Consider the following 23,499-nt stretch of genomic DNA (forward strand, 5'->3'; position numbering starts at 1 on the left):
CTCGTCTTTGACGTAAGTGCAGGCGCCTAGCGGCGCTTGCCCTTACGGTCGTCCTTGACATGGCCGCGGAATGTCCGCGTGGGAGCGAATTCGCCGAGCTTGTGCCCGACCATCGACTCAGTGACAAACACCGGGATGTGCTTGCGTCCGTCGTGTACGGCGATCGTGTGTCCGAGCATGTCGGGGATGATCATCGAACGGCGGGACCAGGTCTTGATGACGTTCTTGGTGCCCTTTTCGTTTTCCCTGGCTACCTTCACAAAGAGGTGCTGGTCAACGAAAGGACCTTTTTTCAGGCTGCGTGGCATGTGTCCAGGCTCCTATCGCTTGTTCTTGCCAGTACGACGGCGACGCACAATAAGCTTGTCGCTCTCTTTGTTGGGGCGGCGGGTGCGGCCTTCCCGCTGACCGTTGGGGTTGACGGGGTTACGTCCACCGGACGTCTTACCCTCACCACCACCGTGCGGGTGGTCAACCGGGTTCATGGCGACACCACGGACGGTCGGGCGGACGCCCTTCCAGCGCATGCGGCCGGCCTTGCCCCAGTTGATGTTCGACTGCTCGGCGTTGCCGACCTCGCCGACGGTTGCGCGGCAGCGCACGTCAACGTTGCGGATTTCGCCGGAAGGCAGACGCAGCTGGGCGAAGCGGCCTTCCTTTGCAACGAGCTGGATGGATGCGCCGGCGGAGCGGCCCATCTTGGCGCCGCCGCCCGGACGCAGTTCAACTGCGTGGACAACGGTACCCACGGGGATGTTGCGCAGGGGCAGGTTGTTGCCAGGCTTGATGTCAGCGTTGGCGCCGGCCTCTACGAAGTCACCCTGGGACAGCTTGTTCGGGGCGATGATGTAACGCTTGGTGCCATCAACGTAGTGCAGGAGGGCAATGCGGGCCGTACGGTTCGGATCGTACTCAATTTCAGCAACGCGGGCGTCCACGCCGTCCTTGTCGTGACGACGGAAGTCGATCAGACGGTACTGGCGTTTGTGTCCGCCACCCTTGTGACGGGTGGTGATCTTACCGGTGTTGTTACGGCCGCCCTTTTTGGGCAGCGGACGTACCAACGACTTTTCCGGCGTCGACCGCGTGATTTCGGTGAAGTCCGCTACGCTCGAGCCACGACGGCCCGGGGTAGTCGGCTTGTATTTACGGATTCCCATAATTTATTTCCTCGTTAAAGTGGTCTCCGCTACGAGAGCGGACCGCCGAAGATGTCGATGGTGCCTTCTTTGAGGGTGACAATCGCACGCTTGGTGTTCTTGCGGGTACCCCATCCGAATTTGGTGCGCTTGCGCTTACCGGCACGGTTGATGGTGTTGATCGATTCGACCTTGACGGAGAAGATTTTCTCCACGGCCAGCTTGATCTCGGTCTTGTTCGAGCGGGGGTCCACCAGGAAGGTGTACTTGCCCTCGTCGATCAAGCCGTAGCTCTTTTCCGACACGACGGGTGCAAGCACGACGTCGCGGGGATCCTTGATGGTGGCTGCACTCACTTGGCATCCTCCTCGTTCTTTGCCACTGCCTTGCCGGCAACGAATGCGTCGTAGGCAGCCTTGGTGAAGACAACGTCATCAGACACGAGAACGTCGTAGGTGTTCAGCTGGTCTGCGTACAGAACGTGAACACCGTCGAGGTTGCGCACGGACAGTGCAGCAACATCGTTGGCGCGCTCGATGACAACCAGCAGGTTCTTGCGCTCGGAGACACCACGCAGCGTTGCCAGTGCAGCCTTGGAGGAAGGCTTGGAGCCTTCAACCAGTTCTGCGACAACGTGAATGCGTCCGTTGCGTGCCCGGTCAGACAGTGCGCCGCGCAGTGCAGCAGCAATCATCTTCTTGGGGGTGCGCTGGCTGTAGTCACGCGGGGTGGGACCGTGGACAATGCCACCGCCGGTCATGTGAGGAGCACGGATTGAACCCTGGCGGGCGCGGCCGGTGCCCTTCTGCTTGAACGGCTTGCGTCCTGCACCGGAAACTTCAGCGCGGGTCTTGGTCTTGTGGGTACCCTGGCGAGCAGCAGCGAGCTGGGCAACGACAACCTGGTGCAGCAGCGGCACGTTGGTCTGAACGTCGAAGATCTCTGCAGGCAGGTCAACCTGGACAGTGTTAGCCATTGGACTAGGCTCCCTTCACGGCGGTGCGTACGAGTACGACCTGGCCGCGGGCGCCGGGGACGGCACCCTTGATAAGGAGCAGCGACTTCTCGACGTCAACCGCGTGGACCGTGAGGTTCAGCGTGGTGTGACGGACGGCGCCCATGCGACCGGCCATTTTCATGCCCTTGAAGACGCGGCTCGGGGTGGATGCGCCACCGATTGAACCGGGCTTACGGTGGTTCTTGTGGGCACCGTGGGAGGCGCCAACGCCGTGGAAGCCGTGACGCTTCATAACACCGGCGAAGCCCTTACCCTTGGTGGTGCCGATGACGTCGATCTTCTGGCCGGCTTCGAAGACCTCTACGGAGAGCTCCTGGCCCAGCTCGTACTCAGCAGCATCTGCGGTACGGAGTTCGACGACGTGGCGGCGAGGCGTGACGCCTGCCTTCTCAAAGTGACCAGCCAGCGGCTTGGTGACCTTGCGGGGATCGATCTGGCCGTAGCCGATCTGTACGGCTACGTAGCCATCAGCTTCTGCGTTGCGCAGCTGGGTGATGACGTTCGAATCTGCCTGGACCACAGTGACGGGGATGAGCTTGTTGTTCTCGTCCCAGACCTGGGTCATGCCGAGCTTCGTGCCCAGCAGGCCCTTTACGTTACGGGTTGCGGTCATAGTCTCTCAGCACCTCCCTACAGCTTGATTTCGATGTTCACGTCAGCCGGCAGGTCGAGGCGCATGAGCGAGTCGACGGCCTTCGGCGTGGGATCGATGATGTCGATAAGACGCTTGTGCGTGCGCATTTCGAAGTGCTCGCGGCTGTCCTTGTACTTGTGCGGAGAGCGGATAACGCAGTACACGTTCTTCTCCGTCGGCAGCGGTACGGGGCCCACTACCGTTGCGCCTGCGCGCGTGACCGTCTCAACGATCTTCCGTGCTGAAACGTCAATGACCTCGTGGTCGTATGACTTCAGCCGGATGCGGATTTTTTGTCCCGCCATGTCGCCTGACTCTCTTTCAGTAAATGCTGCTCTGTTTACTTACGTGTTGTATGGCTGCCGAAGCATTTAAAGTCGTAACCACCACCCGCCGCACAAACTGAATCCGGATGAATCCGGGTTCCTCACCTTGCCGGCGCAACCGACCCCCGCGGTCGGGCGTGTCGCGCTTGGCACGCATACAAATCCGCTATTCCATGGGGAGTGGGTTATGTTTGGTCTTCCACTTGGACCCTGGCACCCGGCATTATCCGGATCGGGACGCGAAGAAGCGCTTGAACAACTCATCTAGTATGCCGGAATTTGGCGGCAGAAGCGAATCGGCCGCCTCCGGCACTGCCGGCAACTGCCATTGCCCCCGGTCCCTCCCGAATGGATGATAGGGGCATGACCCTGGAAAGCACAGAATCGGCGACGGAACTGGCCAGCCGCATGCCGCCGTCGTTCACCCTGGGGGTGGCCGCCGCCGCCTTCCAGATTGAAGGAGCAGTGACCGACGGCGGACGCGGCCCGTCCGGCTGGGACGCCTTCGCGGAGAAGCCTGGAGCCATCCTGGGCGGCCACTCCCCCGCCGTGGCCTGCGACCACTACAACAGGCTGCCCGAAGACGTGGCGCTCCTGCAGGAACTGGGCGTGGACTCGTACCGGTTCTCGCTGTCCTGGCCGCGTATCCAGCCGGAGGGGCGCGGCAGCTTCAACAAGGAAGGCCTGGATTTCTACGACCGGCTGCTCGACCAGCTGCTTGCTGCCGGGATTGCCCCGATGGCAACGCTCTACCACTGGGACACCCCGCTGCCGCTGGAACACCGGGGCGGCTGGCTGAACCGGGAAACAGCCGAACGGTTCAGTGAGTACGCCCAAGCGGCCGGCGAGCGATACGGGGACCGGGTGGCCCAGTGGGTAACCCTGAACGAACCGGTTTCCGTTACCCTCAACGGCTACGCCCTGGGAGTACACGCACCCGGCCATGCCCTGCTGTTCGACGCCCTTCCCTCCATCCACCACCAGCTCCTGGCACACGGACTCGGTGTCCAGGCGTTGCGGGCAGCGGGCGTTGCCGGGGGAATCGGAGTCACCAACCTGCATGCCCCGGTCCGCCCTGCCTCCCGTAAGATCGGGGACCGGCTGGTTGCCCACCTTTATGATCTGCTGATGAACAGGATCTATGCCGATCCCGTCCTGCTGGGCCGCTATCCGGCCCTCCCCCTCTACGCCAGGCCCTGGCTGCGTTCCATCGGAAAGATCTCCGACGCCGACCTGCGCACCATCCACCAGCCGCTCGATTTCTACGGCTTGAACTACTACTTCCCGGTGAAGGTGGCCATGGGGCGGGGGTCAGCCTCCATCCCGGCGGACCTGCACAAAGCCGTGGCCAGGCTGCCGTTCCATGAGGTGGGTTACCCGGAGTATGGAAGCACAGGCTTCGGCTGGCCTGTGGCACCGGACCATCTGGCGGTCCTGCTGAAGGAACTGCACGACCGGTACGGCGACGTCCTGCCGCCCGTCTACATCACCGAAGGCGGGGCCAGTTTCCCGGAACCGGACAGCGTGACCGAAACGCTGCAGGACCAGGACCGCGTCCGGTACCTGGCCACCCACCTGGACGCAGCCCTCACTGCTACCGCTCCTGGCGGCATCGCGTCCGGAATAGACCTGCGTGGGTACTACGTGTGGACCCTGATGGACAACTTCGAGTGGGCGGCTGGTTACTCCCAGCGGTTCGGACTGGTCCACGTGGACTTCCAAACGCTCGCACGGACTCCCAAACAGTCTTTCTACTGGTACCAGGCCCTCAGCCGGGCACGCGCAGCAGGAGGAAAGTAACCCGGCATGCACAGCGGCATCATCCAGTCATAGGCTACTGGTTCTTGTTGGCCCGGTTGATGCGCTTGGCGCGGTCAATCTCATGGCGGAAATACTTCTTGGCCCAGAACACCCCGGCCACAACGGCGACGGCCGCGATCAGGAAAATTAGCCACTCCATGGTGAACTCCTTTCGGTCCAGCAACAGTATCAGGGACGGCTTAAACGAAAAGAACAGCCCCGCTGCAGTAGCAGCGGGGCTGTTCTTCAGTTCAACAAGAATTACTTGATGATCTTGGTAACACGTCCTGAACCAACGGTGCGGCCGCCTTCGCGGATTGCGAAGCCGAGGCCCTCTTCCATAGCGATGGGCTGGATGAGCGCAACGGTCATCTCAGTGTTGTCGCCAGGCATAACCATTTCCGTGCCCTCGGGCAGGGTGATAACGCCGGTTACGTCCGTGGTACGGAAGTAGAACTGCGGGCGGTAGTTGGAGTAGAACGGGTTGTGACGTCCGCCTTCGTCCTTGGAGAGGATGTAGACGTTAGCCTCGAAGTCGGTGTGCGGGGTGATGGAACCCGGCTTGACGACAACCTGGCCACGCTCGACATCGTCGCGCTTCAGACCGCGGAGCAGCAGGCCACAGTTCTCGCCGGCCCATGCTTCGTCGAGCTGCTTGTGGAACATCTCGATACCGGTAACCGTGGTCTTCTGGACCGGGCGGATGCCGACGATCTCGACCTCGGAGTTGATGGCGAGGGTGCCACGCTCGGCGCGGCCCGTAACAACGGTGCCACGACCGGTGATGGTGAAGACGTCCTCGATCGGCATCAGGAACGGCTTGTCGCGGTCACGTACGGGGTCCGGAACAGACTCGTCCACAGCAGCCATCAGGTCCTCAACGGACTTGACCCACTCCGGGTCGCCTTCCAGTGCCTTGAGGCCGGAAACGCGAACGACGGGAGCGTTGTCGCCGTCGAAGCCCTGCGAGCTCAGGAGCTCACGAACTTCCATTTCGACGAGGTCGAGGAGTTCCTCGTCCTCAACCATGTCAGCCTTGTTCAGCGCGACCAGCAGGTAGGGAACACCAACCTGGCGGGCGAGCAGAACGTGCTCACGGGTCTGTGCCATCGGGCCGTCAGTAGCGGCAACCACGAGGATTGCGCCGTCCATCTGGGCAGCACCGGTGATCATGTTCTTGATGTAGTCAGCGTGACCCGGGGCGTCTACGTGTGCGTAGTGGCGCTTTTCGGTCTGGTACTCCACGTGGGAGATGTTGATGGTAATGCCACGCTGACGCTCTTCGGGAGCAGAGTCGATCGACGCGAAGTCGCGCTTCTCGTTGAGATCCGGGTACTTGTCGTACAGCACCTTGGAAATGGCGGCCGTCAACGTCGTCTTACCGTGGTCAACGTGACCAATGGTGCCGATGTTAACGTGCGGCTTAGTCCGCTCGAACTTTGCCTTTGCCACAGGTTCCTCCTAGAACGTTTTCAAATGACTTACCTTTCAGCCGCGCTTGTCGCGGCAGAAACTCAGGCAAGTCTACTTGGGGGCTTTGGATTGGTGAAATTGCAGATTCAGGAACTAATACTAGTGCCTTGAGCCTGTTCGTGCAGATGGCCGGATCCGGCCCGACCGGATGGTTCCGGCCGGTCCGGCCATCTGCACCGGCTGCGCTTTCCGATTACGGCAGGCGCACCCGAGGTTGTTCGCTTTGAAAATCCCGAGGGATTATTCGCCGCGGCTCTTCTGGATGATCTCGTCGGCAACAGCCTTCGGGACCTCGGCGTAGCTGTTGAACGTCATGGAGTAAACAGCACGGCCCTGGGTCTTCGAGCGCAGGTCACCGATGTAGCCGAACATGCCGGACAGCGGGACGTGTGCACGGATGACCTTGACGCCCTGTGCATCTTCCATGGACTGCATCTGGCCACGGCGGGAGTTGAGGTCACCAATAACTTCACCCATGTATTCCTCAGGGGTGCGGACCTCGACATCCATCAGGGGTTCGAGCAGGACAGGGTTCGCCTTGCGGGCGGCTTCCTTGAAAGCCATCCGGCCGGCGATCTTGAACGCCATTTCCGAGGAGTCAACATCGTGGTACGCGCCGTCAACCAGCGTGGCCTTGATGCCGACAACCGGGTAACCGGCCAGGACGCCGTCGTTCAGTGCATCCTGGATACCGGCGTCGACAGACGGAATGTACTCGCGGGGAACGCGGCCACCAGTGACCTTGTTCTCGAACTCGTACAGCTCGCCCTCGGCGGTGTCCAGCGGCTCGATCGCGATCTGGATCTTTGCGAACTGGCCTGAACCACCGGTCTGCTTCTTGTGCGTGTAGTCGTGACGCTCCACAGCACGCTTGATGGTTTCACGGTAAGCAACCTGCGGCTTGCCAACGTTGGCCTCGACCTTGAACTCGCGGCGCATGCGGTCCACCAGGATGTCCAGGTGGAGCTCGCCCATGCCGGCGATGATGGTCTGGCCGGTGTCTTCGTTGAGGGACACCTGGAAGGTGGGGTCCTCAGCGGAGAGCTTCTGGATGGCCGTGGAGAGCTTCTCCTGGTCACCCTTGGTGTTGGGTTCGATGGCAACCGAGATCACGGGCTCCGGGAAGCTCATGGACTCGAGGACGATCTGGTTGTTGGCATCGCACAGGGTGTCGCCCGTGGTGGTGTCCTTCAGACCGATGGCTGCATAGATGTGGCCGGCGGTAGCGCCCTCGACGGGCATTTCCTTGTTGGCGTGCATCTGGAAGAGCTTGCCGATGCGCTCCTTCTTGCCCTTGGTGGAGTTGACCACCTGGGCGCCTGCTTCCACGTGACCGGAGTACACGCGGATGAAGGTGAGCTGTCCGAAGAACGGGTGGGCCGCAATCTTGAAAGCGAGAGCAGAGAACGGCTCGTCGGCGGAAGGCTTGCGGGTCAGTTCCTTCTCTTCGTCGCGAGGATCGTGGCCGATCATCGGGGGGACGTCGAGCGGGTTGGGCAGGTAGTCCACCACTGCGTCGAGCATGGGCTGGACGCCACGGTTCTTGAAGGCCGAGCCACAGAAGATCGGGTACAGCTCAGAGTTGATGGTCATCTTGCGGATGCCGGCCTTGAGCTCGTCGATCGAGATCTCTTCGCCCTCGAGGTACTTCTCCATGAGTTCTTCGGAGGACTCGGCGACGGTCTCAACGAGGTTCGCGCGGTACTCCTCGGCCTTTTCCTGGAGGTCAGCCGGGATCTCGCGGATCTCGTACTTCGCACCCATGGTGACGTCACCCTTGGCATCGCCGGGCCACACCAGGGCACGCATGTAGAGCAGGTCGACGACGCCGATGAAGTCGTTCTCGGCACCGATCGGCAGCTGCATGACCAGCGGCTTGGCACCGAGTCGGCTGATGATGGTGTCTACGGTGAAGTAGAAGTCGGCACCGAGCTTGTCCATCTTGTTGACGAAGCAGATGCGGGGAACGTTGTACTTGTCAGCCTGGCGCCATACGGTCTCAGACTGCGGCTCAACGCCTTCCTTGCCATCGAATACGGCAACGGCACCGTCGAGGACGCGCAGGGAGCGCTCAACCTCAACGGTGAAGTCAACGTGGCCGGGGGTGTCGATGATGTTGATCTGGTTGTTTTCCCAGAAGCAGGTCACGGCGGCAGACGTGATGGTGATGCCGCGTTCCTTTTCCTGTTCCATCCAGTCGGTGGTCGAAGCGCCGTCGTGCGTTTCGCCGATCTTGTGGTTCACACCCGTGTAGAACAGGATGCGCTCGGTGGTGGTGGTCTTGCCGGCATCAATGTGGGCCATGATGCCGATGTTGCGGACCTTACTAAGGTCGGTAAGCACGTCCTGTGCCACGGTGTCTCCCTTTCGGATGGACTGCACGTTCGCCGCCGGCCCGGTAGGGCCGGCGGCGTCCGGGAAGTATTACCAGCGGTAGTGTGCGAAGGCCTTGTTGGACTCGGCCATCTTGTGGGTGTCTTCGCGACGCTTCACAGCGGCACCGAGACCGTTTGACGCGTCCAGGATCTCGTTCTGGAGGCGCTCGGTCATCGTCTTTTCGCGGCGGGCCTTGGAGTAGCCAACCAGCCAACGCAGGGCGAGTGCGGTGGAGCGGCCCGGCTTGACCTCAACCGGAACCTGGTAGGTGGCGCCGCCAACGCGGCGTGAGCGGACCTCGAGGGAAGGCTTGACGTTGTCCATGGCCTTCTTGAGGGCTGCTACGGGGTCGCCGCCGGACTTGGCGCGTGCGCCTTCGAGGGCACCGTAGACGATGCGCTCTGCCGTGGACTTCTTGCCGTCAACAAGCACCTTGTTGATCAGCTGGGTGACCAGCGGGGAGCCGTAAACGGGATCTTGTACGAGCGGCCGCTTGGGGGCCGGACCCTTGCGAGGCATATTACTTCTTCTCCATCTTTGCGCCGTAGCGGCTGCGTGCCTGCTTACGGTTCTTGACACCCTGGGTATCGAGGGCGCCACGGACGATCTTGTAGCGGACACCCGGGAGGTCCTTCACACGACCACCGCGGACGAGCACAATGGAGTGCTCCTGCAGGTTGTGGCCAACACCGGGGATGTAGGCGGTAACTTCCACGCCGCCGTTGAGGCGCACACGTGCCACCTTACGCAGAGCCGAGTTCGGCTTCTTCGGGGTGGTGGTGTAGACGCGGGTGCAAACACCGCGGCGCATGGGGCTGCCCTTAAGCGCGGGAGCCTTGGTCTTTGAGACCTTAGGCGTGCGGCCCTTGCGGACCAGCTGGTTAATCGTAGGCACTCTCGTGTTCTCCGTTGTATCCGGAGTGGCCGCTTCCGGTCACTCTCTTGTTGCGATGCCCCGCCGCCCGGGCCTTGAAGAAGATCTCCACGGCGGCGAAGGCGAAGCCTTAATAGTCGGATCGCATACCAGGAACTGATTCGCATCTCAGTGGTCCCTAGGCATGCAAAAATGTGGCATACGTTGCACAAGAACCCTGCAAACCGGAAACGTCGCTCTGGCTCAGCCTTTCAGCTGGAACCGGCGCACTCATCCACTGCCACAATAACAATTGGTAACAAGTCTAGCACGGACGGCCCATACCCCTTAATCAGGGCCCTAGTCCCCCAACTAGGTAGCGCCAAGTGTCGTTTTGAACCCCTAAAACGACACTTAGCGCTACCTGGTTGGGTTAACGGGAAGGCCCCGCCTCCCCCTGCCGAAAGGCAGGTTGAGACGGGGCCCACGCGGACTGCCTTCTAGCGGAAGTCGTTGCCCAGGTCGTAGTCATCCAGCGGGATGGCGTGGAACTCAGGAGCTCCGTCGCCGCCCAGGGTGTCGTACGAGAAGTCACTGAATGCGCTGGGGCCGGTGAACAGGTTGGCCTTTGCTTCTTCAGTGGGCTCCACGGTGACCTCGGTGTAGCGCGGGAGGCCCGTGCCGGCCGGGATCAGCTTACCGATGATGACGTTCTCCTTGAGGCCCAGCAGCGGATCGCTCTTGCCTTCCATGGCCGCCTGCGTCAGGACGCGGGTGGTCTCCTGGAAGGAAGCTGCGGACAGCCAGGACTCGGTGGCCAGCGACGCCTTGGTGATGCCCATGAGCTCAGGACGTCCGGAAGCCGGAGTCTTGCCCTCGGACACAACGCGGCGGTTGGCGTCCTCGAAGCGGCTGCGCTCGGCGAGCTCGCCGGGCAGCAGGTCCGATTCGCCGGACTCGATGACAGTGACGCGGCGCAGCATCTGGCGGACGATAACCTCGACGTGCTTGTCGTGGATACCGATGCCCTGGCTGCGGTACACGCCCTGGACCTCGTCCACCAGGAACTTCTGTGCCGCACGCGGACCCATGATGCGCAGGACCTGCTTGGGATCCACCGGTCCGTTGATCAGCTTCTGGCCGACGGTGACGTGGTCGCCATCCTCGATCAGCAGGCGTGAACGGCGAAGGACCGGGTAGGCGATCTCTTCAGTTCCGTCATCCGGGGTGATGACCAGGCGCATCTGGCGCTCGGACTCTTCGATGGTGATACGGCCGGCTGCTTCCGCAATCGGTGCGACACCCTTCGGAGTACGGGCTTCGAAGAGCTCCTGGATACGAGGCAGACCCTGGGTGATGTCGTCGCCACCGCTGGCGGAAACAGCACCACCGGTGTGGAACGTGCGCATGGTCAGCTGGGTACCGGGCTCACCGATGGACTGTGCGGCGATGATGCCCACGGCCTCGCCGATGTCCACGGTCTTGCCGGTGGCCAGCGAACGGCCGTAGCACAGTGCACAGGTTCCGACGCTGGACTCACAGGTGAGTACGGAGCGGACCTTGACCTCGGTGATGCCTGCCCTGAACAGCTCGTCGATGACAACGTCGCCGCAGTCGGTGCCGGCAGCGGCCAGGACCTTGCCCTCGGAGTCCACGACGTCGACGGCGAGGGTACGTGCGTAGGCACTGTTCTCGACGTTCTCGTCCAGGACCAGCTCACCGTTGGAATCGGCGACGGCGATGGGCGTGACCAGGCCACGCTCCGTGCCGCAGTCCTCTTCGCGAACGATGACGTCCTGCGATACGTCCACCAGACGACGGGTCAGGTAACCCGAGTTGGCGGTACGGAGAGCGGTGTCAGCCAGACCCTTACGGGCACCGTGCGTGGCGATGAAGTATTCCAGAACGGACAGGCCCTCGCGGTACGAGGACTTGATCGGACGGGGAATAATTTCACCCTTCGGGTTGGCCACCAGGCCGCGGATACCCGCGATCTGGCGGACTTGCATCCAGTTACCACGTGCACCGGAGGACACCATGCGGTTGATGGTGTTCATCGGGGACAGGCTGTCACGCATCGCCTGGGCGATCTCGTTGGTTGCCTTGTTCCAGATCTCGATCAGTTCCTGGCGACGCTCGTCGTCGTCGATCAGGCCCTTGTCGTACTGGCCCTGGATCTTGGCGGCGCGCTCCTCGTAGCCGGCGAGGATCTCCGGCTTTGCGGCCGGAACCTCGATGTCCGAGATGGCAACGGTGACGCCTGAGCGGGTGGCCCAGTAGAAACCGGCATCCTTCAGGTTGTCCAGCGTTGCAGCGGTAACAACCTTCGGGTAGCGCTCGGCGAGGTCGTTGACGATGCGGGACAGTTCGCCCTTGTCGGCAACAGCCTCAACCCAGGGGTAGTCCTCGGGCAGGGTCTCGTTGAAGAGAACCTGGCCCAGGGAGGTCTGGACGAGCGCGGGCTGACCCGGCTCCCAGCCTTCCGGAGCTTCCCAGCCGGCGTACGGTACGAAGCCTTCGAGGCGGATCTTGACCTGAGAGTTCAGGTGCAGCTCGCGGGCATCGAACGCCATGATGGCTTCCGAAACCGAACCGAAGATGCGGCCTTCGCCAGCTGAACCGACACGCTTGGTGGTCAGGTGGTAGAGGCCGATGATCATATCCTGCGAAGGCAGGGTGACCGGACGTCCGTCGGAGGGCTTCAGGATGTTGTTCGAGGACAGCATCAGGATGCGGGCTTCAGCCTGGGCTTCGGGGCTCAGGGGCAGGTGAACTGCCATCTGGTCGCCGTCGAAGTCGGCGTTGAAGGCGCCACAAACCAGCGGGTGGAGCTGGATTGCCTTACCTTCAACAAGCTGCGGCTCGAAGGCCTGGATGCCGAGGCGGTGCAGGGTAGGTGCACGGTTGAGCAGCACCGGGTGTTCGGTGATGATCTCTTCCAGCACGTCCCAGACCTGCGGACGGTACCGCTCCACCATGCGCTTGGCCGACTTGATGTTCTGGGCGTGGTTGAGGTCAACCAGGCGCTTCATCACGAACGGCTTGAAGAGCTCCAGCGCCATCTGCTTGGGCAGGCCGCACTGGTGCAGCTTCAGCTGCGGGCCGACCACGATGACCGAACGGCCGGAGTAGTCCACGCGCTTGCCGAGGAGGTTCTGGCGGAAACGGCCCTGCTTGCCCTTGAGCATGTCGCTCAGGGACTTCAGCGGACGGTTGCCCGGTCCGGTGACCGGACGGCCGCGGCGGCCGTTGTCGAAGAGGCTGTCAACAGCTTCCTGAAGCATGCGCTTCTCGTTGTTGACGATGATCTCCGGAGCACCCAGGTCAAGCAGGCGCTTGAGGCGGTTGTTGCGGTTGATCACGCGGCGGTACAGGTCGTTGAGGTCGGAGGTCGCGAAGCGGCCACCGTCCAGCTGGACCATGGGACGCAGTTCCGGCGGGATCACCGGGACGGCGTCGAGGACCATGCCAAGCGGGCTGTTGTTGGTGGTCAGGAACGCGTTGACCACCTTCAGGCGCTTGAGGGCGCGGGTCTTGCGCTGGCCCTTGCCATTGGCGATGATGTCGCGCAGCAGGTCCGACTCGGCCTGCATGTCGAAGCTTTCAAGACGCTTCTTGATGGCTTCGGCACCCATGGAGCCTTCGAAGTACATGCCGTAGCGGTCGCGCAGTTCGCGGTACAGGCCTTCGTCACCTTCGAGGTCTGCGACCTTCAGGTTCTTGAAGCGGTCCCAGACCTGCTCGAGGCGCTCGATGTCGGCGTCGGCACGCTTGCGGACGTTGGCCATCTGGCGGTCGGCGGAGTCGCGGGCCTTCTTCTTGTCGGCAGCCTTTGCGCCTTCGCCCTCCAGGCGGGCAATTTCGCCTTCGAGGTCGCGGGCGATCGCCGCGATGTCGGAGTCGCGGTTGTCGATCAGCTGCTTCTTCTCGATGTCGTGCTCAACCTGCAGGTTGGGCAGTTCCTCGTGGCGGGCAGCCTCGTCGACGCTGGTGATCATGTAGGCGGCGAAGTAGATGACCTTTTCGAGGTCCTTCGGTGCCAGGTCAAGGAGGTATCCCAGGCGGGAGGGAACACCCTTGAAGTACCAGATGTGCGTGACGGGAGCGGCAAGCTCGATGTGGCCCATGCGTTCGCGGCGGACCTTGGCGCGGGTGACTTCAACGCCACAGCGCTCACAGATGATGCCCTTGAAGCGCACGCGCTTGTACTTGCCGCAGTAGCATTCCCAGTCCCGGGACGGGCCGAAGATCTTCTCGCAGAAGAGGCCGTCCTTCTCGGGCTTGAGCGTGCGGTAGTTGATGGTTTCCGGCTTCTTAACCTCGCCGTACGACCAGCCGCGGATGTCTTCCGCGGTGGCGAGGCCGATCTGCATGAGGCCGAAGGAGGATTCGCTGGACATATGGTCCCTGTTCTCTCTTGTTCTCTAAATTCTGAAGTCTTGGGTGCGGGATGAGGAAGGTGAGGTACGACGGCGGGCGGTCACCCGCCGTCGTACGCCTCCTTAGACCTCTTCTACGGAACTGGGCTCTGCACGGGACAGATCGATACCCAGTTCCTCCGCAGCCGTGAAGACTGCGTCATCAGAGTCACGCATTTCAATTGTGGTTCCGTCCGTGGAGAGGACTTCCACGTTCAGGCACAGCGACTGCATTTCCTTGATCAGGACCTTGAAGGACTCGGGAACGCCCGGCTCGGGGATGTTCTCGCCCTTGACGATGGCCTCGTAGACCTTCACGCGGCCGTGGATGTCGTCAGACTTGATCGTGAGGAGTTCCTGGAGCGTGTAGGCGGCGCCGTAAGCTTCGAGCGCCCACACTTCCATTTCACCGAAGCGCTGGCCACCGAACTGTGCCTTACCACCCAGCGGCTGCTGCGTGATCATGGAGTACGGGCCGGTGGAGCGCGCGTGGATCTTGTCGTCCACCAGGTGGTGGAGCTTCAGGATGTACATGTAGCCGACCGAGATCGGATCCGGGAACGGCTCGCCGGAGCGGCCGTCGAACAGGCGGGTCTTGCCGGAGGAGTTGATCAGGCGTTCGCCGTCACGCGTCGGGTTGGTGGAGTCCAGCAGGCCCGTGATTTCCTCTTCGCGGGCGCCGTCGAACACCGGCGTGGCAACAGTGGTCTGGCCACTCTCGCGCGGCAGGTTCGGCAGCTGCTTGACCCACTCGGGCTCGCCTTCGATCTTCCAACCGGTCTTGGCAACCCAGCCGAGGTGCGTCTCGAGCACCTGTCCCACGTTCATACGGCCCGGGACACCCAGCGGGTTCAGGACGATATCAACGGGGGTGCCGTCGGCAAGGAAGGGCATGTCCTCGACGGGGAGGATCTTGGAGATAACACCCTTGTTGCCGTGGCGGCCGGCGAGCTTGTCGCCGTCGGTGATCTTGCGCTTGGCAGCCACGTAGACGCGGACCAGCTGGTTGACGCCCGGGGGCAGCTCGTCGTCGTTGTCGCGGTCGAAGACGCGCACGCCGATGACGGTGCCGGACTCGCCGTGGGGCACCTTCAGGGAGGTGTCGCGCACTTCGCGGGACTTCTCACCGAAGATGGCGCGCAGCAGGCGCTCTTCCGGGGTCAGCTCGGTTTCACCCTTGGGGGTGACCTTTCCGACCAGGATGTCGCCGGCTTCAACCTCGGCACCGATGTGGATGATGCCGCGCTCGTCCAGGCCCGCCAGGACTTCCTCGGACACGTTGGGGATGTCACGGGTGATTTCCTCGGCACCAAGCTTGGTGTCGCGGGCATCGATCTCGTGCTCCTCGATGTGGATGGAGGAAAGAACGTCCTCGGCAACGATGCGCTGCGAGAGGATGATGGCGTCCTCGAAGTTGTGGCCTTCCCATGACATGAACGCCACGAGCAGGTTCTTGCCGAGGGCGAGCTCGCCCTGGTCCGTTGCCGGGCCGTCGGCGATGATGCCGCCAACTTCCAGGCGCTGGCCTTCGTTCACCAGGACACGGTGGTTGTAGCAGTTGCCCTGGTTGGAGCGGGCGAACTTGTTGATGCGGTAGTTGGTCTCGGTGCCGTCGTCGTTAAGCATGATGACGAGCTCGGCGGAAACCTCGGTGACCACACCGGCCTTCTTCGCGATGACAACGTCACCGGCGTCGACGGCTGCGGCGCGCTCCATCCCGGTGCCCACGAAGGGGGCCTCGGAGCGGACCAGCGGCACGGCCTGGCGCTGCATGTTGGCACCCATGAGTGCGCGGTTTGCATCGTCATGCTCGAGGAACGGGATCAGGGCCGTTGCCACAGACACCATCTGTCGCGGGGAAACGTCCATGAACTCGACGTCCTCGGCGGGAACGAGGACGGGCTCGCCTCCACCACCACGGGCACGGACCAGGACGGTCTCTTCGGCGAACTTCTTGTTCTCGTCCAGCGGCGCGTTGGCCTGGGCGATCAGCACCTCAGCCTCGTCGTCGGCCGTCAGGTACTGGACGTCGTCGGAAACGACGCCGTTCTTGACCAGGCGGTAAGGGGTCTCGATGAAGCCGAACGGGTTAATGCGTCCGTAGGAAGCCAGCGAACCGATCAGGCCAATGTTCGGGCCTTCAGGGGTTTCGATGGGGCACATACGTCCGTAGTGGGACGGGTGCACGTCACGGACTTCCATGCCGGCGCGGTCACGGGACAGACCACCTGGGCCCAGGGCCGACAGGCGGCGCTTGTGGGTCAGGCCCGAGAGCGGGTTGTTCTGGTCCATGAACTGCGACAGCTGGGACGTTCCGAAGAACTCCTTGATGGCTGCAACAACGGGGCGGATGTTGATCAGGGTCTGCGGCGTGATGGCCTCGACGTCCTGGGTGGTCATACGCTCGCGGACAACGCGCTCCATGCGGGACAGGCCGGTGCGGACCTGGTTCTCGATGAGCTCGCCGACGGCGCGGATGCGGCGGTTGCCGAAGTGGTCGATGTCGTCGATTTCGACGCGCAGGTCCACTTCCTGGCCATCGCGGGTGCCCTTGATGGTCTTCTCGCCGGCGTGCAGCGCAACGAGGAACTTGATCATGGCCACGATGTCTTCAACGTGCAGGACCGAGGCTTCCTTGTCGCCAAGGGAGCGGTCGATGCCAAGCTTGCGGTTGATCTTGTAGCGGCCAACCTTGGCCAGATCGTAGCGCTTGGAGTTGAAGTACAGGTTGTCCAGCAGGGACTGGGCAGCCTCGACGGTGGGCGGCTCGCCCGGGCGCAGCTTCCGGTAGATGTCCAGCAACGCGTCTTCGCGGGTTTCGGTAGCGTCCTTCTCCAGCGTTGCGCGCATGGAGTCGTACTGGCCGAACTCTTCGAGGATCTGGCCTTCGGTCCAGCCGAGGGCCTTCAGCAGCACGGTGACGGACTGCTTGCGCTTGCGGTCGAGGCGGACGCCGACCTGGTCGCGCTTGTCGATTTCGAGCTCGAACCAGGCGCCGCGGGACGGGATGATCTTCGCGGTGAAGATGTCCTTGTCGCTGGTCTTGTCAGCAGCGCGCTCGAAGTAGGCGCCCGGGGAACGGACCAGCTGGGAGACGACGACACGCTCGGTGCCGTTGACCACGAAGGTGCCCTTCTCGGTCATCAGCGGGAAGTCGCCCATGAACACGGTCTGCTGCTTGATTTCGCCCGTGTTGTTGTTCATGAACTCGGCCTTGACATACAGCGGAGCCGAGTACGTAGCGTCCCGGTCCTTGCACTCGGCCATGGTGTACTTGGGGTCAGCGAACTCCGGATCGGAGAAGCTCAGGGACATGGTGCCCTGGAAGTCCTCGATCGGGGAGATCTCTTCGAAGATGTCCGACAGGCCGGACGTGGTGGCGACGCTGAGATCGTTTTCTTCCACAGCCTTCGCTACGCGGGCCTGCCAGCGCTCATTTCCGACCAGCCAGTCGAAGCTGTCCGTCTGGAGGGCAAGCAGATTCGGAACGTCAAGAGGTTCGTGAATCTTTGCGAATGAGAGCCGGCGAGTGGCACCATCAGTGCTGTCGGCGGTGTTAGCGGTTTCGTTATTAGAGGTGCTCGAGGCGACCAAGAGGGATCCTTCCACAGACCTTCAGGCGTTTTCAGATCTCCCCCGCTGTGCACCCTGCGGAATGCTCCGCAGTGCTACCATCCGGTTCCGCTATATGACCCGGGGCCCGTGCTGACGATGCTGTGACGTTGTTGACGGCACGTTGATTGCCAGCTGCCAGGCAAAGCCCACCGCTATATGAAGGCTGAAGGTAAACAGGGAAGACGCAAATATCTACGATACGGCAAAACAACCTACATGTCTACCCCACATCCGGCCTGATTGCAAGCACCGGTTTTCGCAAGTGCCGCCGCCGGAGCGGCCGCCGGAATGCACATAGCCGCTCATGCGTTTGAATAGTTGGGTGACCAGGGTCACGATAGCCTTGGTGGCTTACACACCGAAAACGGATCGGAAGACAGAACCATGGGCAACTCTCCTGACAACACCGACGTTGTCATACTTGCAGCAGCACGAACCCCGCAAGGCCGGATCAACGGCCAGCTGGCCAGCTTCACGGCAGTGGAGCTCGGCGCCCACGCCATCAGAGCCGCGCTGGAGGCCAGCGGCGTGAACGTAGGCGATGTCGAGGCCGTCATCATGGGACAGGTGCTCCAGGCAGGGGCGGGGCAGAACCCTGCGCGGCAAAGCTCGATCGGCGCCGGCATCGGGTGGAATGTTCCGGCGGTGACCGTCAATAAGGTGTGCCTTTCGGGACTTACCGCGGTCATTGACGCCGCCAGGATGATCCGTGGCGGGGAAGCGTCGGTGGTGGTGGCCGGCGGCCAGGAGTCCATGACCCGCGCTCCGCACCTGCTGCCCGGTTCACGCCAGGGCTGGACTTACGGCTCCATCCAGGCTTTGGACGCCGCCGCCCATGACGGCCTGACCGATGCCTTCGACGGTCAGTCGATGGGCCTGTCCACCGAAACGAGGAACCTGACGCTGGGCATTGACCGGACGTCCCAGGACAATGTGGCCGCCCAGTCGCACCAGCGCGCTGCGCTTGCAGCCAAGAACGGAACCTTCGACGACGAGATCGCACCTATCAGTGTCAAGCAGCGCAAGGGTGATCCGCTGGTGGTTTCTGAGGACGAGGGCGTTCGTCCCAACGCCTCCGTCGAGTCCCTCGCCGGTCTCCGCGCAGCCTTCGTCACCGATGGCACCATCACCGCCGGCAACTCCTCTCCCCTGTCTGACGGCGCCGCAGCGCTGGTGCTGGCATCGCGGGCGTACGCGGAAGAGCACGGCCTGGAGTACCTGGCCGTCGTTGGGAAGCCGGGGCAGGTGGCCGGGCCGGACAACTCCCTGCACTCACAGCCGTCCAGCGCCATCCGAAATGCCCTTGACCGGGCCGGCTGGACCACCGCAGACCTGGACTTCATCGAGATCAACGAGGCCTTCGGGTCCGTGGCGGTGCAGTCACTGAAAGACCTGGACTATCCCCTTGAGAAGTGCAACATCCATGGCGGGGCCATTGCACTGGGCCATCCCATCGGCGCTTCGGGCGCCCGCCTTGCAGCTCACGCGGCCCACGAACTCAAGCGCCGCGGAACGGGCAAGGCGGCGGTGTCCCTGTGCGGCGGCGGCGGGCAGGGCGAAGCGCTCCTGCTGTACCGCGACTGATGGCGGAAGCACCTGCGGGCAGCAACGGCTCCCAGGACGGAGCCGCCGTCGGCCGGGAACGTTTCCTGGCCGACGCCGCCGCACGCGGCCTGCACGTTGACGTGGTGGAACGGCCGGCGGCCAAAAGCCTTGAGGAGGCAGCGGGCATCCTGGGGATCATGCCCGGGGACATCGTCAAGTCGCTGGTGGTCAAGCACAGGGACGGCTCCTTCCTGTTTGCGCTGATTCCGGGCGACCGGCAGATATCGTGGCCCAAGCTCCGGAACCTCGTGGGCGTCAACAAACTCTCGCTGCCGCCCGCGGATGTGGCCCTGGATGCCACGGGCTATGAGCGCGGGACCATTACTCCGCTGGGCAGCACCACCAGCTGGCCGGTTTACGCGGACGCCACCATCACGGGGCGCCGGATTTCGATGGGCGCCGGAGCACATGGTTACAGCGCATTCGTTGACGCGGACGCACTCACGTCCGCCCTGGATGCGGTGGTTGCGGACATCAGCGACCCCGCCTGACCTCCCCGAACCCCAACTGGGTAGCGCTAAATGTCGTTTTGAGGGCTCATAACGACACTTAGCGCTACCTACTTGGGCTGGGAACGCAAAAGCCCCGCCCACAAACGTGGACGGGGCTTTCCGAAGGAAAAGCGCTGTTACTTGAGGGTAACGGTGGCGCCTGCAGCCTCGAGCTGCTCCTTGGCCTTCTCGGCAGCTTCCTTGGTAGCACCTTCGAGGACAGCCTTGGGAGCGCTGTCAACCAGGTCCTTTGCTTCCTTCAGGCCCAGGGAAGTGATGGCGCGGACTTCCTTGATCACTGCGATCTTCTTGTCGCCGGCTGCTTCGAGGACAACGTCGAAGTCGGTCTTCTCTTCAACCTCTTCAGCAGCTGCGCCACCGGCAGGGCCGGCAACTGCAACAGCAGCAGCGGTAACTTCGAAGGTCTCTTCGAAGAGCTTGACGAACTCGGAGAGCTCGATGATGGTCAGTTCCTTGAAAGCTTCAATGAGCTCTTCGTTGCTGAGCTTCGCCATGGTAGGCGTCCTTCCTGTTGTGGTGTTCAGCGGCGCGGGGCCTGGCATCACACCGGAGTCTGGTGGGGTGAAGAGTCTTAGTTCTCTTCAGCTGCGGGAGCTTCAGCCGGGGCTTCAGCTTCTGCGGCAGGTGCTTCTTCAGCGGCGGGCGCCTCGGCAGCTGCCGGTGCACCGTTCTCTTCTTCAAGCTTGAGGCGCAGTGCGTCGATGATGCGTGCAGCGGCGGCGGCAGGGGCCTTGAGGACGCCTGCAACCTTGGCGAGCTGCAGCTCACGGGACTCGAGTGCTGCCAGTGCGGCAACCTCGCTGGCGTTCAGTGCCTTGCCCTCGAAGTAGCCGGTCTTGATGACGAGCTGCTTGTTGGTCTTGGCGAAATCCGTCAGGCTCTTGGCAGCAGCAACTGCGTCACCCTTGATGAACGCGATTGCAGTGGGGCCGGAGAGCTGGTCGTTGAATGCTTCAACGCCGGCTTCCTTGGCTGCAATGGCGGTCAGGGTGTTCTTGACGACCGCGAACTTGGTGTCCTGGCCGAGAGAAACACGCAGCTGCTTGAGCTGTGCAACGGTGAGCCCGCGGTATTCGGTCAGGACAGCGGCGTTCGATTCCTTGAAATCGTTAGTGATCTCAGCTACTGCTGAAACCTTGATAGGCGTTGCCATAACCCTCCTTCCGGGGATAGTGCCGGTATTCGACGGTCCCCGCTCAAGGTGAGCTAAAACTAAAAACGCCCCGCGCAGATGCACGGGGCTTGGCTCAACACAGATAGTCCATGGAGCTTTGCTTCGTTCACCTGCGCCGGCCGCCCTGCGTTGAGGGTCCTTCGTCCGGAAACCCACTGTGGTCCCCCGCGCACAACTGCAGAGTTGAGCCATGTTCAGGAGAGTGGATTTCCAACAACCGACGGTCTTTGGTCATCCCAGTCTACGGGAGGCGCCTCCGGTCCGCCAAATCGCGCCTCAGCTGTTGCTGGTGCGCAGGCGCGGGAGCTCCTTTTGCCAGATCCCGGTCACACCCGCGGTCTGGAAGCCCAACTGCTTGTTCACGGTCAGGAGGTACCTGTTCTCCGGAGCATTCCAGGTGTAAATGACGCGGGCATCAGGGAACTGCTCGGTGAGCCGCTCCATGTTGGCCACCTTGATCAGCAGCCCCAGCTTGTTCCCGCGGTGTTCCTGCAGGACCAGGGTGTCGTCCTGGAAGACAACGTCCGTGCGGTGCGCCAGCACGGTGATCGTGGTCAGGCCCACGAGCGCCCCGGTGGCGAGGTGTTCGACGGCGGTGACCACCGTCCGCCTCCCCTGCGCTATGGCGACGTCTTCCGCTTCCCGCAGGATGCCGCCGTCGAACACCATGTCCTGTTCCACGGGCGCTTCCAGGGAGGGATCGACGTCGGCCCCCGCCTGGTTCTCAAGGGCCGCCACGGCCTCCAGCCACTGCTCCGGGCAGCGGTCCGTCCAGTGGTGCAGCCGGTAGCGGCCGTTGTTCGCCTCCTCGGCCTCCGCCTGCAGGTCTGCCACGAGCTTGGAATCCAGGGGCAATGAGCAGGAGCTGAACTGCTCGATGTGCTGCAGCGTGTAGCCGGTCTTCTGCGCAAACTCCACTTCGCGGCTCTCCAGCGGCACGAAGCCCTGGCCGGAGCCCGGGACCAGCTGGGCCCGTTCAAACTCGTGCAGCGACGCCCCCGGGTGGTTGGTGTCCACCAGGATCATGGTGCGGCCTTCGGCCCGGGCCAGCTGTTCGGCGGCCTGGAGCAGGCGCCTGCCCACCCCCTGGCGCTGGAACTCCGGCAGGATGTCCAAGGTGAATTCGGCAAGGTCCAGGTTGTCAGTGAGGGGAAGGGCGATGTCCACCGTGCCCACAATGTCCCCGTCCACCTTGGCCACAAGGATCAGCTGGCGCTCGTACGGGTCCTGGAACTCAAGCAGTTTTTCCAGCGGACCATACGCGAGGTCGTCGCTGCCCCAGGTCTGCATGCGAACCTTGCGCCCCACCTCGACGGCGGCCAGGAAGTCCGCAGCGTCCGGCGCATCGAGCCTGTCCGGAATCCAGAGCTGCTCGATCTTCACGTCTTTTGCCATAGGCGCATCATCCCAGCCGTTTCTGCCACTCACCTTCATAACCAGCAGGCCTGAATCCAAGGGCAATATTTATGGCCAGCATATGTTGGTTTTCCGTGGCATTCCATGTCAACACCGAGCGTGCCGAGGGCCACCTCTCCTGGGCCATGCGAAGGTTCATCAGCTTGACCAGCATTCCCAGGCGATGTCCCCGGTGCCCGGAGGACACCAGCGTGTCCTGCTGGAGCACGGTGGCGGGAACTTCCGCCCGCCAGTTCAGGACCGTGTAGGCCACCAGCTCGCCAGTGGGCCTGTGCTTGGCAGCCGCCGTCAGCGCCTGCATACCGCTGCGGGCCAGCATTTCCTCGTTCCGCCTGACCCTGTCCGCGTCCCAGGCTTCACCTTCCCAGTCCAGGCCAGCCGTGGGCACATCGGTGCTCATCCGGGCATTAAGGATGGCGTAGCTGTCCACCAGTTCTTCGGGGCAGGCGTCGGCCCACCCCACCAGGTCGTAGTCCCCTGCGTGGCCCCTTGCCGAAGCTTCCAGTGCGGCCAGCCGCTGCGGCGGCACAGGGAGGCTGAGCCGGCTGGACTTCTCCACCTGTTCAAGCCCGTAACCAGCGGCCGCGGCAAAGGCTGTTGAGGGCTCATCCGCCGGCAGGCCTCCTGCACCGGACTTCGCCGGCAGCAGCGCGCCGGCTGCACGGTCCACCTGCTCGGCGGGCAGTTCGAAGTAACCATCCAGGGATGTACGGTGGTTCTCCTGCGCAACAGCCTCAGCAAAGTGCAACAACTGCCGGCCCAGTCCGCGGTGCCGGAACTGCCGTGCCACCAGGACATTGATGCCCGCCGTCCACAGGTTTTCCCGCAGTGGGAGCGTCACTGAGCACATGCCCACCGGTTCCCCGCTGATCCGGCCCAGGAAGAGGTGCCGCGCTTCATAGGGGGTCCCCCGCCAATGCTCCAGTTCCTCGGCTGCGGTATAGCCTCGGTCAAGGTTGCCCCACGTCTCCAGTTCGTGCGCCCTCCGCAGGGCCAGGCAGTCAAGGAAGTCCGGGTAGTCTTCCGCCTGCTCCAGGGACGGGGGCATGGCGACGGCGGAAACCCCCAGGGCGTTCGGCTGCGTCATGGCTTCAGCCTAGTCAGCCGCGGCGGGGTGTCGAGGGCCGCGGAGACAAAACG

General features: G+C 62.8%; 20 protein-coding genes. 3 read left to right on the forward strand and 17 right to left on the reverse strand.

Translation table 11 applies throughout. The features are described 5' to 3' along the window. Positions 1–26: 26 nt before the first annotated feature. The 6 genes from rpsS to rpsJ are packed head-to-tail and all read right to left on the reverse strand — an operon-like array spanning position 27 to position 3,096. The gene (gene rpsS / locus ASPHE3_RS13900; protein WP_003803803.1) at positions 27–308 is read right to left on the reverse strand and encodes a 30S ribosomal protein S19; all 282 of its coding nucleotides are present in this window, start codon (positions 306–308) and stop codon (positions 27–29) included. 12 nt (positions 309–320) lie between these two features. Continuing rightward, positions 321–1,160, reverse strand: a complete 840-nt coding sequence (gene rplB, locus ASPHE3_RS13905; RefSeq protein ID WP_013601831.1) for a 50S ribosomal protein L2 — start codon at positions 1,158–1,160, stop codon at positions 321–323. Between the two features lie 29 nt (positions 1,161–1,189). Continuing rightward, positions 1,190–1,495: a 50S ribosomal protein L23 gene (gene rplW, locus ASPHE3_RS13910; RefSeq protein ID WP_009358306.1), complete on the reverse strand. Its 306-nt coding sequence runs from the start codon at positions 1,493–1,495 to the stop codon at positions 1,190–1,192. Continuing rightward, positions 1,492–2,115: a 50S ribosomal protein L4 gene (gene rplD, locus ASPHE3_RS13915; RefSeq protein ID WP_013601832.1), complete on the reverse strand. Its 624-nt coding sequence runs from the start codon at positions 2,113–2,115 to the stop codon at positions 1,492–1,494. The genes rplW and rplD overlap by 4 nt, the downstream gene beginning before the upstream one ends. 4 nt (positions 2,116–2,119) lie before the next feature. Then, positions 2,120–2,770 carry a 50S ribosomal protein L3 gene (rplC, locus tag ASPHE3_RS13920; RefSeq protein WP_013601833.1) on the reverse strand — a complete coding sequence of 217 codons (651 nt, stop codon included), beginning with the start codon at positions 2,768–2,770 and terminating at the stop codon, positions 2,120–2,122. A 17-nt stretch (positions 2,771–2,787) separates the two neighbouring features. Further along, a complete protein-coding gene (gene rpsJ, locus ASPHE3_RS13925; protein WP_003803825.1) occupies positions 2,788–3,096 on the reverse strand; it encodes a 30S ribosomal protein S10 in 309 nt (102 codons plus the stop codon). Between the two features lie 384 nt (positions 3,097–3,480). Between rpsJ and ASPHE3_RS13930 the strand changes: the two genes are divergently transcribed. Continuing rightward, the gene (locus tag ASPHE3_RS13930) at positions 3,481–4,917 is read left to right on the forward strand and encodes a GH1 family beta-glucosidase (RefSeq protein WP_013601834.1); all 1,437 of its coding nucleotides are present in this window, start codon (positions 3,481–3,483) and stop codon (positions 4,915–4,917) included. A gap of 34 nt (positions 4,918–4,951) precedes the next feature. Here the strand turns inward: ASPHE3_RS13930 and ASPHE3_RS22850 are convergent, their stop codons facing one another. From ASPHE3_RS22850 to rpoB, 7 genes are all read right to left on the reverse strand, one after another. After that, entirely contained in the window at positions 4,952–5,077 is a 126-nt protein-coding gene (locus ASPHE3_RS22850) for a hypothetical protein (RefSeq protein ID WP_259460293.1), read from the reverse strand. A 101-nt stretch (positions 5,078–5,178) separates the two neighbouring features. Further along, the gene (gene tuf, locus ASPHE3_RS13935) at positions 5,179–6,369 is read right to left on the reverse strand and encodes an elongation factor Tu (protein ID WP_013601835.1); all 1,191 of its coding nucleotides are present in this window, start codon (positions 6,367–6,369) and stop codon (positions 5,179–5,181) included. Between the two features lie 261 nt (positions 6,370–6,630). After that, positions 6,631–8,745 carry an elongation factor G gene (gene fusA / locus ASPHE3_RS13940; RefSeq protein ID WP_013601836.1) on the reverse strand — a complete coding sequence of 705 codons (2,115 nt, stop codon included), beginning with the start codon at positions 8,743–8,745 and terminating at the stop codon, positions 6,631–6,633. 69 nt (positions 8,746–8,814) lie between these two features. Then, complete coding sequence (rpsG, locus tag ASPHE3_RS13945) at positions 8,815–9,285, reverse strand: 30S ribosomal protein S7 (protein ID WP_013601837.1); 471 nt, start codon at positions 9,283–9,285, stop codon at positions 8,815–8,817. Position 9,286: 1 nt separating this feature from the next. Next, on the reverse strand, positions 9,287–9,661 hold the full coding sequence (gene rpsL / locus ASPHE3_RS13950) for a 30S ribosomal protein S12 (RefSeq protein WP_009358312.1): 375 nt from the start codon (positions 9,659–9,661) through the stop codon (positions 9,287–9,289). 458 nt (positions 9,662–10,119) lie between these two features. Then, complete coding sequence (locus ASPHE3_RS13955) at positions 10,120–14,019, reverse strand: DNA-directed RNA polymerase subunit beta' (protein ID WP_013601838.1); 3,900 nt, start codon at positions 14,017–14,019, stop codon at positions 10,120–10,122. Positions 14,020–14,121: 102 nt separating this feature from the next. Beyond that, positions 14,122–17,631 (reverse strand): DNA-directed RNA polymerase subunit beta, encoded by a 3,510-nt coding sequence (gene rpoB, locus ASPHE3_RS13960; RefSeq protein ID WP_013601839.1) that lies wholly within the window; start codon positions 17,629–17,631, stop codon positions 14,122–14,124. Positions 17,632–18,036: 405 nt separating this feature from the next. Between rpoB and ASPHE3_RS13965 the strand changes: the two genes are divergently transcribed. Together ASPHE3_RS13965 and ASPHE3_RS13970 are read left to right on the forward strand one after the other, a co-directional pair. Further along, entirely contained in the window at positions 18,037–19,236 is a 1,200-nt protein-coding gene (locus tag ASPHE3_RS13965; protein WP_013601840.1) for an acetyl-CoA C-acetyltransferase, read from the forward strand. After that, the gene (locus ASPHE3_RS13970; RefSeq protein WP_013601841.1) at positions 19,236–19,748 is read left to right on the forward strand and encodes an aminoacyl-tRNA deacylase; all 513 of its coding nucleotides are present in this window, start codon (positions 19,236–19,238) and stop codon (positions 19,746–19,748) included. The genes ASPHE3_RS13965 and ASPHE3_RS13970 overlap by 1 nt, the downstream gene beginning before the upstream one ends. Positions 19,749–19,885: 137 nt before the next feature. Here the strand turns inward: ASPHE3_RS13970 and rplL are convergent, their stop codons facing one another. From rplL to ASPHE3_RS13990, 4 genes are all read right to left on the reverse strand, one after another. After that, the gene (rplL, locus tag ASPHE3_RS13975) at positions 19,886–20,263 is read right to left on the reverse strand and encodes a 50S ribosomal protein L7/L12 (RefSeq protein WP_013601842.1); all 378 of its coding nucleotides are present in this window, start codon (positions 20,261–20,263) and stop codon (positions 19,886–19,888) included. 77 nt (positions 20,264–20,340) lie between these two features. After that, a complete protein-coding gene (rplJ, locus tag ASPHE3_RS13980; protein ID WP_013601843.1) occupies positions 20,341–20,922 on the reverse strand; it encodes a 50S ribosomal protein L10 in 582 nt (193 codons plus the stop codon). Between the two features lie 297 nt (positions 20,923–21,219). Further along, positions 21,220–22,338, reverse strand: a complete 1,119-nt coding sequence (locus ASPHE3_RS13985; protein ID WP_013601844.1) for a GNAT family N-acetyltransferase — start codon at positions 22,336–22,338, stop codon at positions 21,220–21,222. Between the two features lie 7 nt (positions 22,339–22,345). Beyond that, a complete protein-coding gene (locus ASPHE3_RS13990; protein ID WP_013601845.1) occupies positions 22,346–23,446 on the reverse strand; it encodes a GNAT family N-acetyltransferase in 1,101 nt (366 codons plus the stop codon). Positions 23,447–23,499 lie beyond the last annotated feature (53 nt).

The sequence above is a fragment of the Pseudarthrobacter phenanthrenivorans Sphe3 genome (genome assembly GCF_000189535.1).
GTDB classification, from domain to species: domain Bacteria; phylum Actinomycetota; class Actinomycetes; order Actinomycetales; family Micrococcaceae; genus Arthrobacter; species Arthrobacter phenanthrenivorans.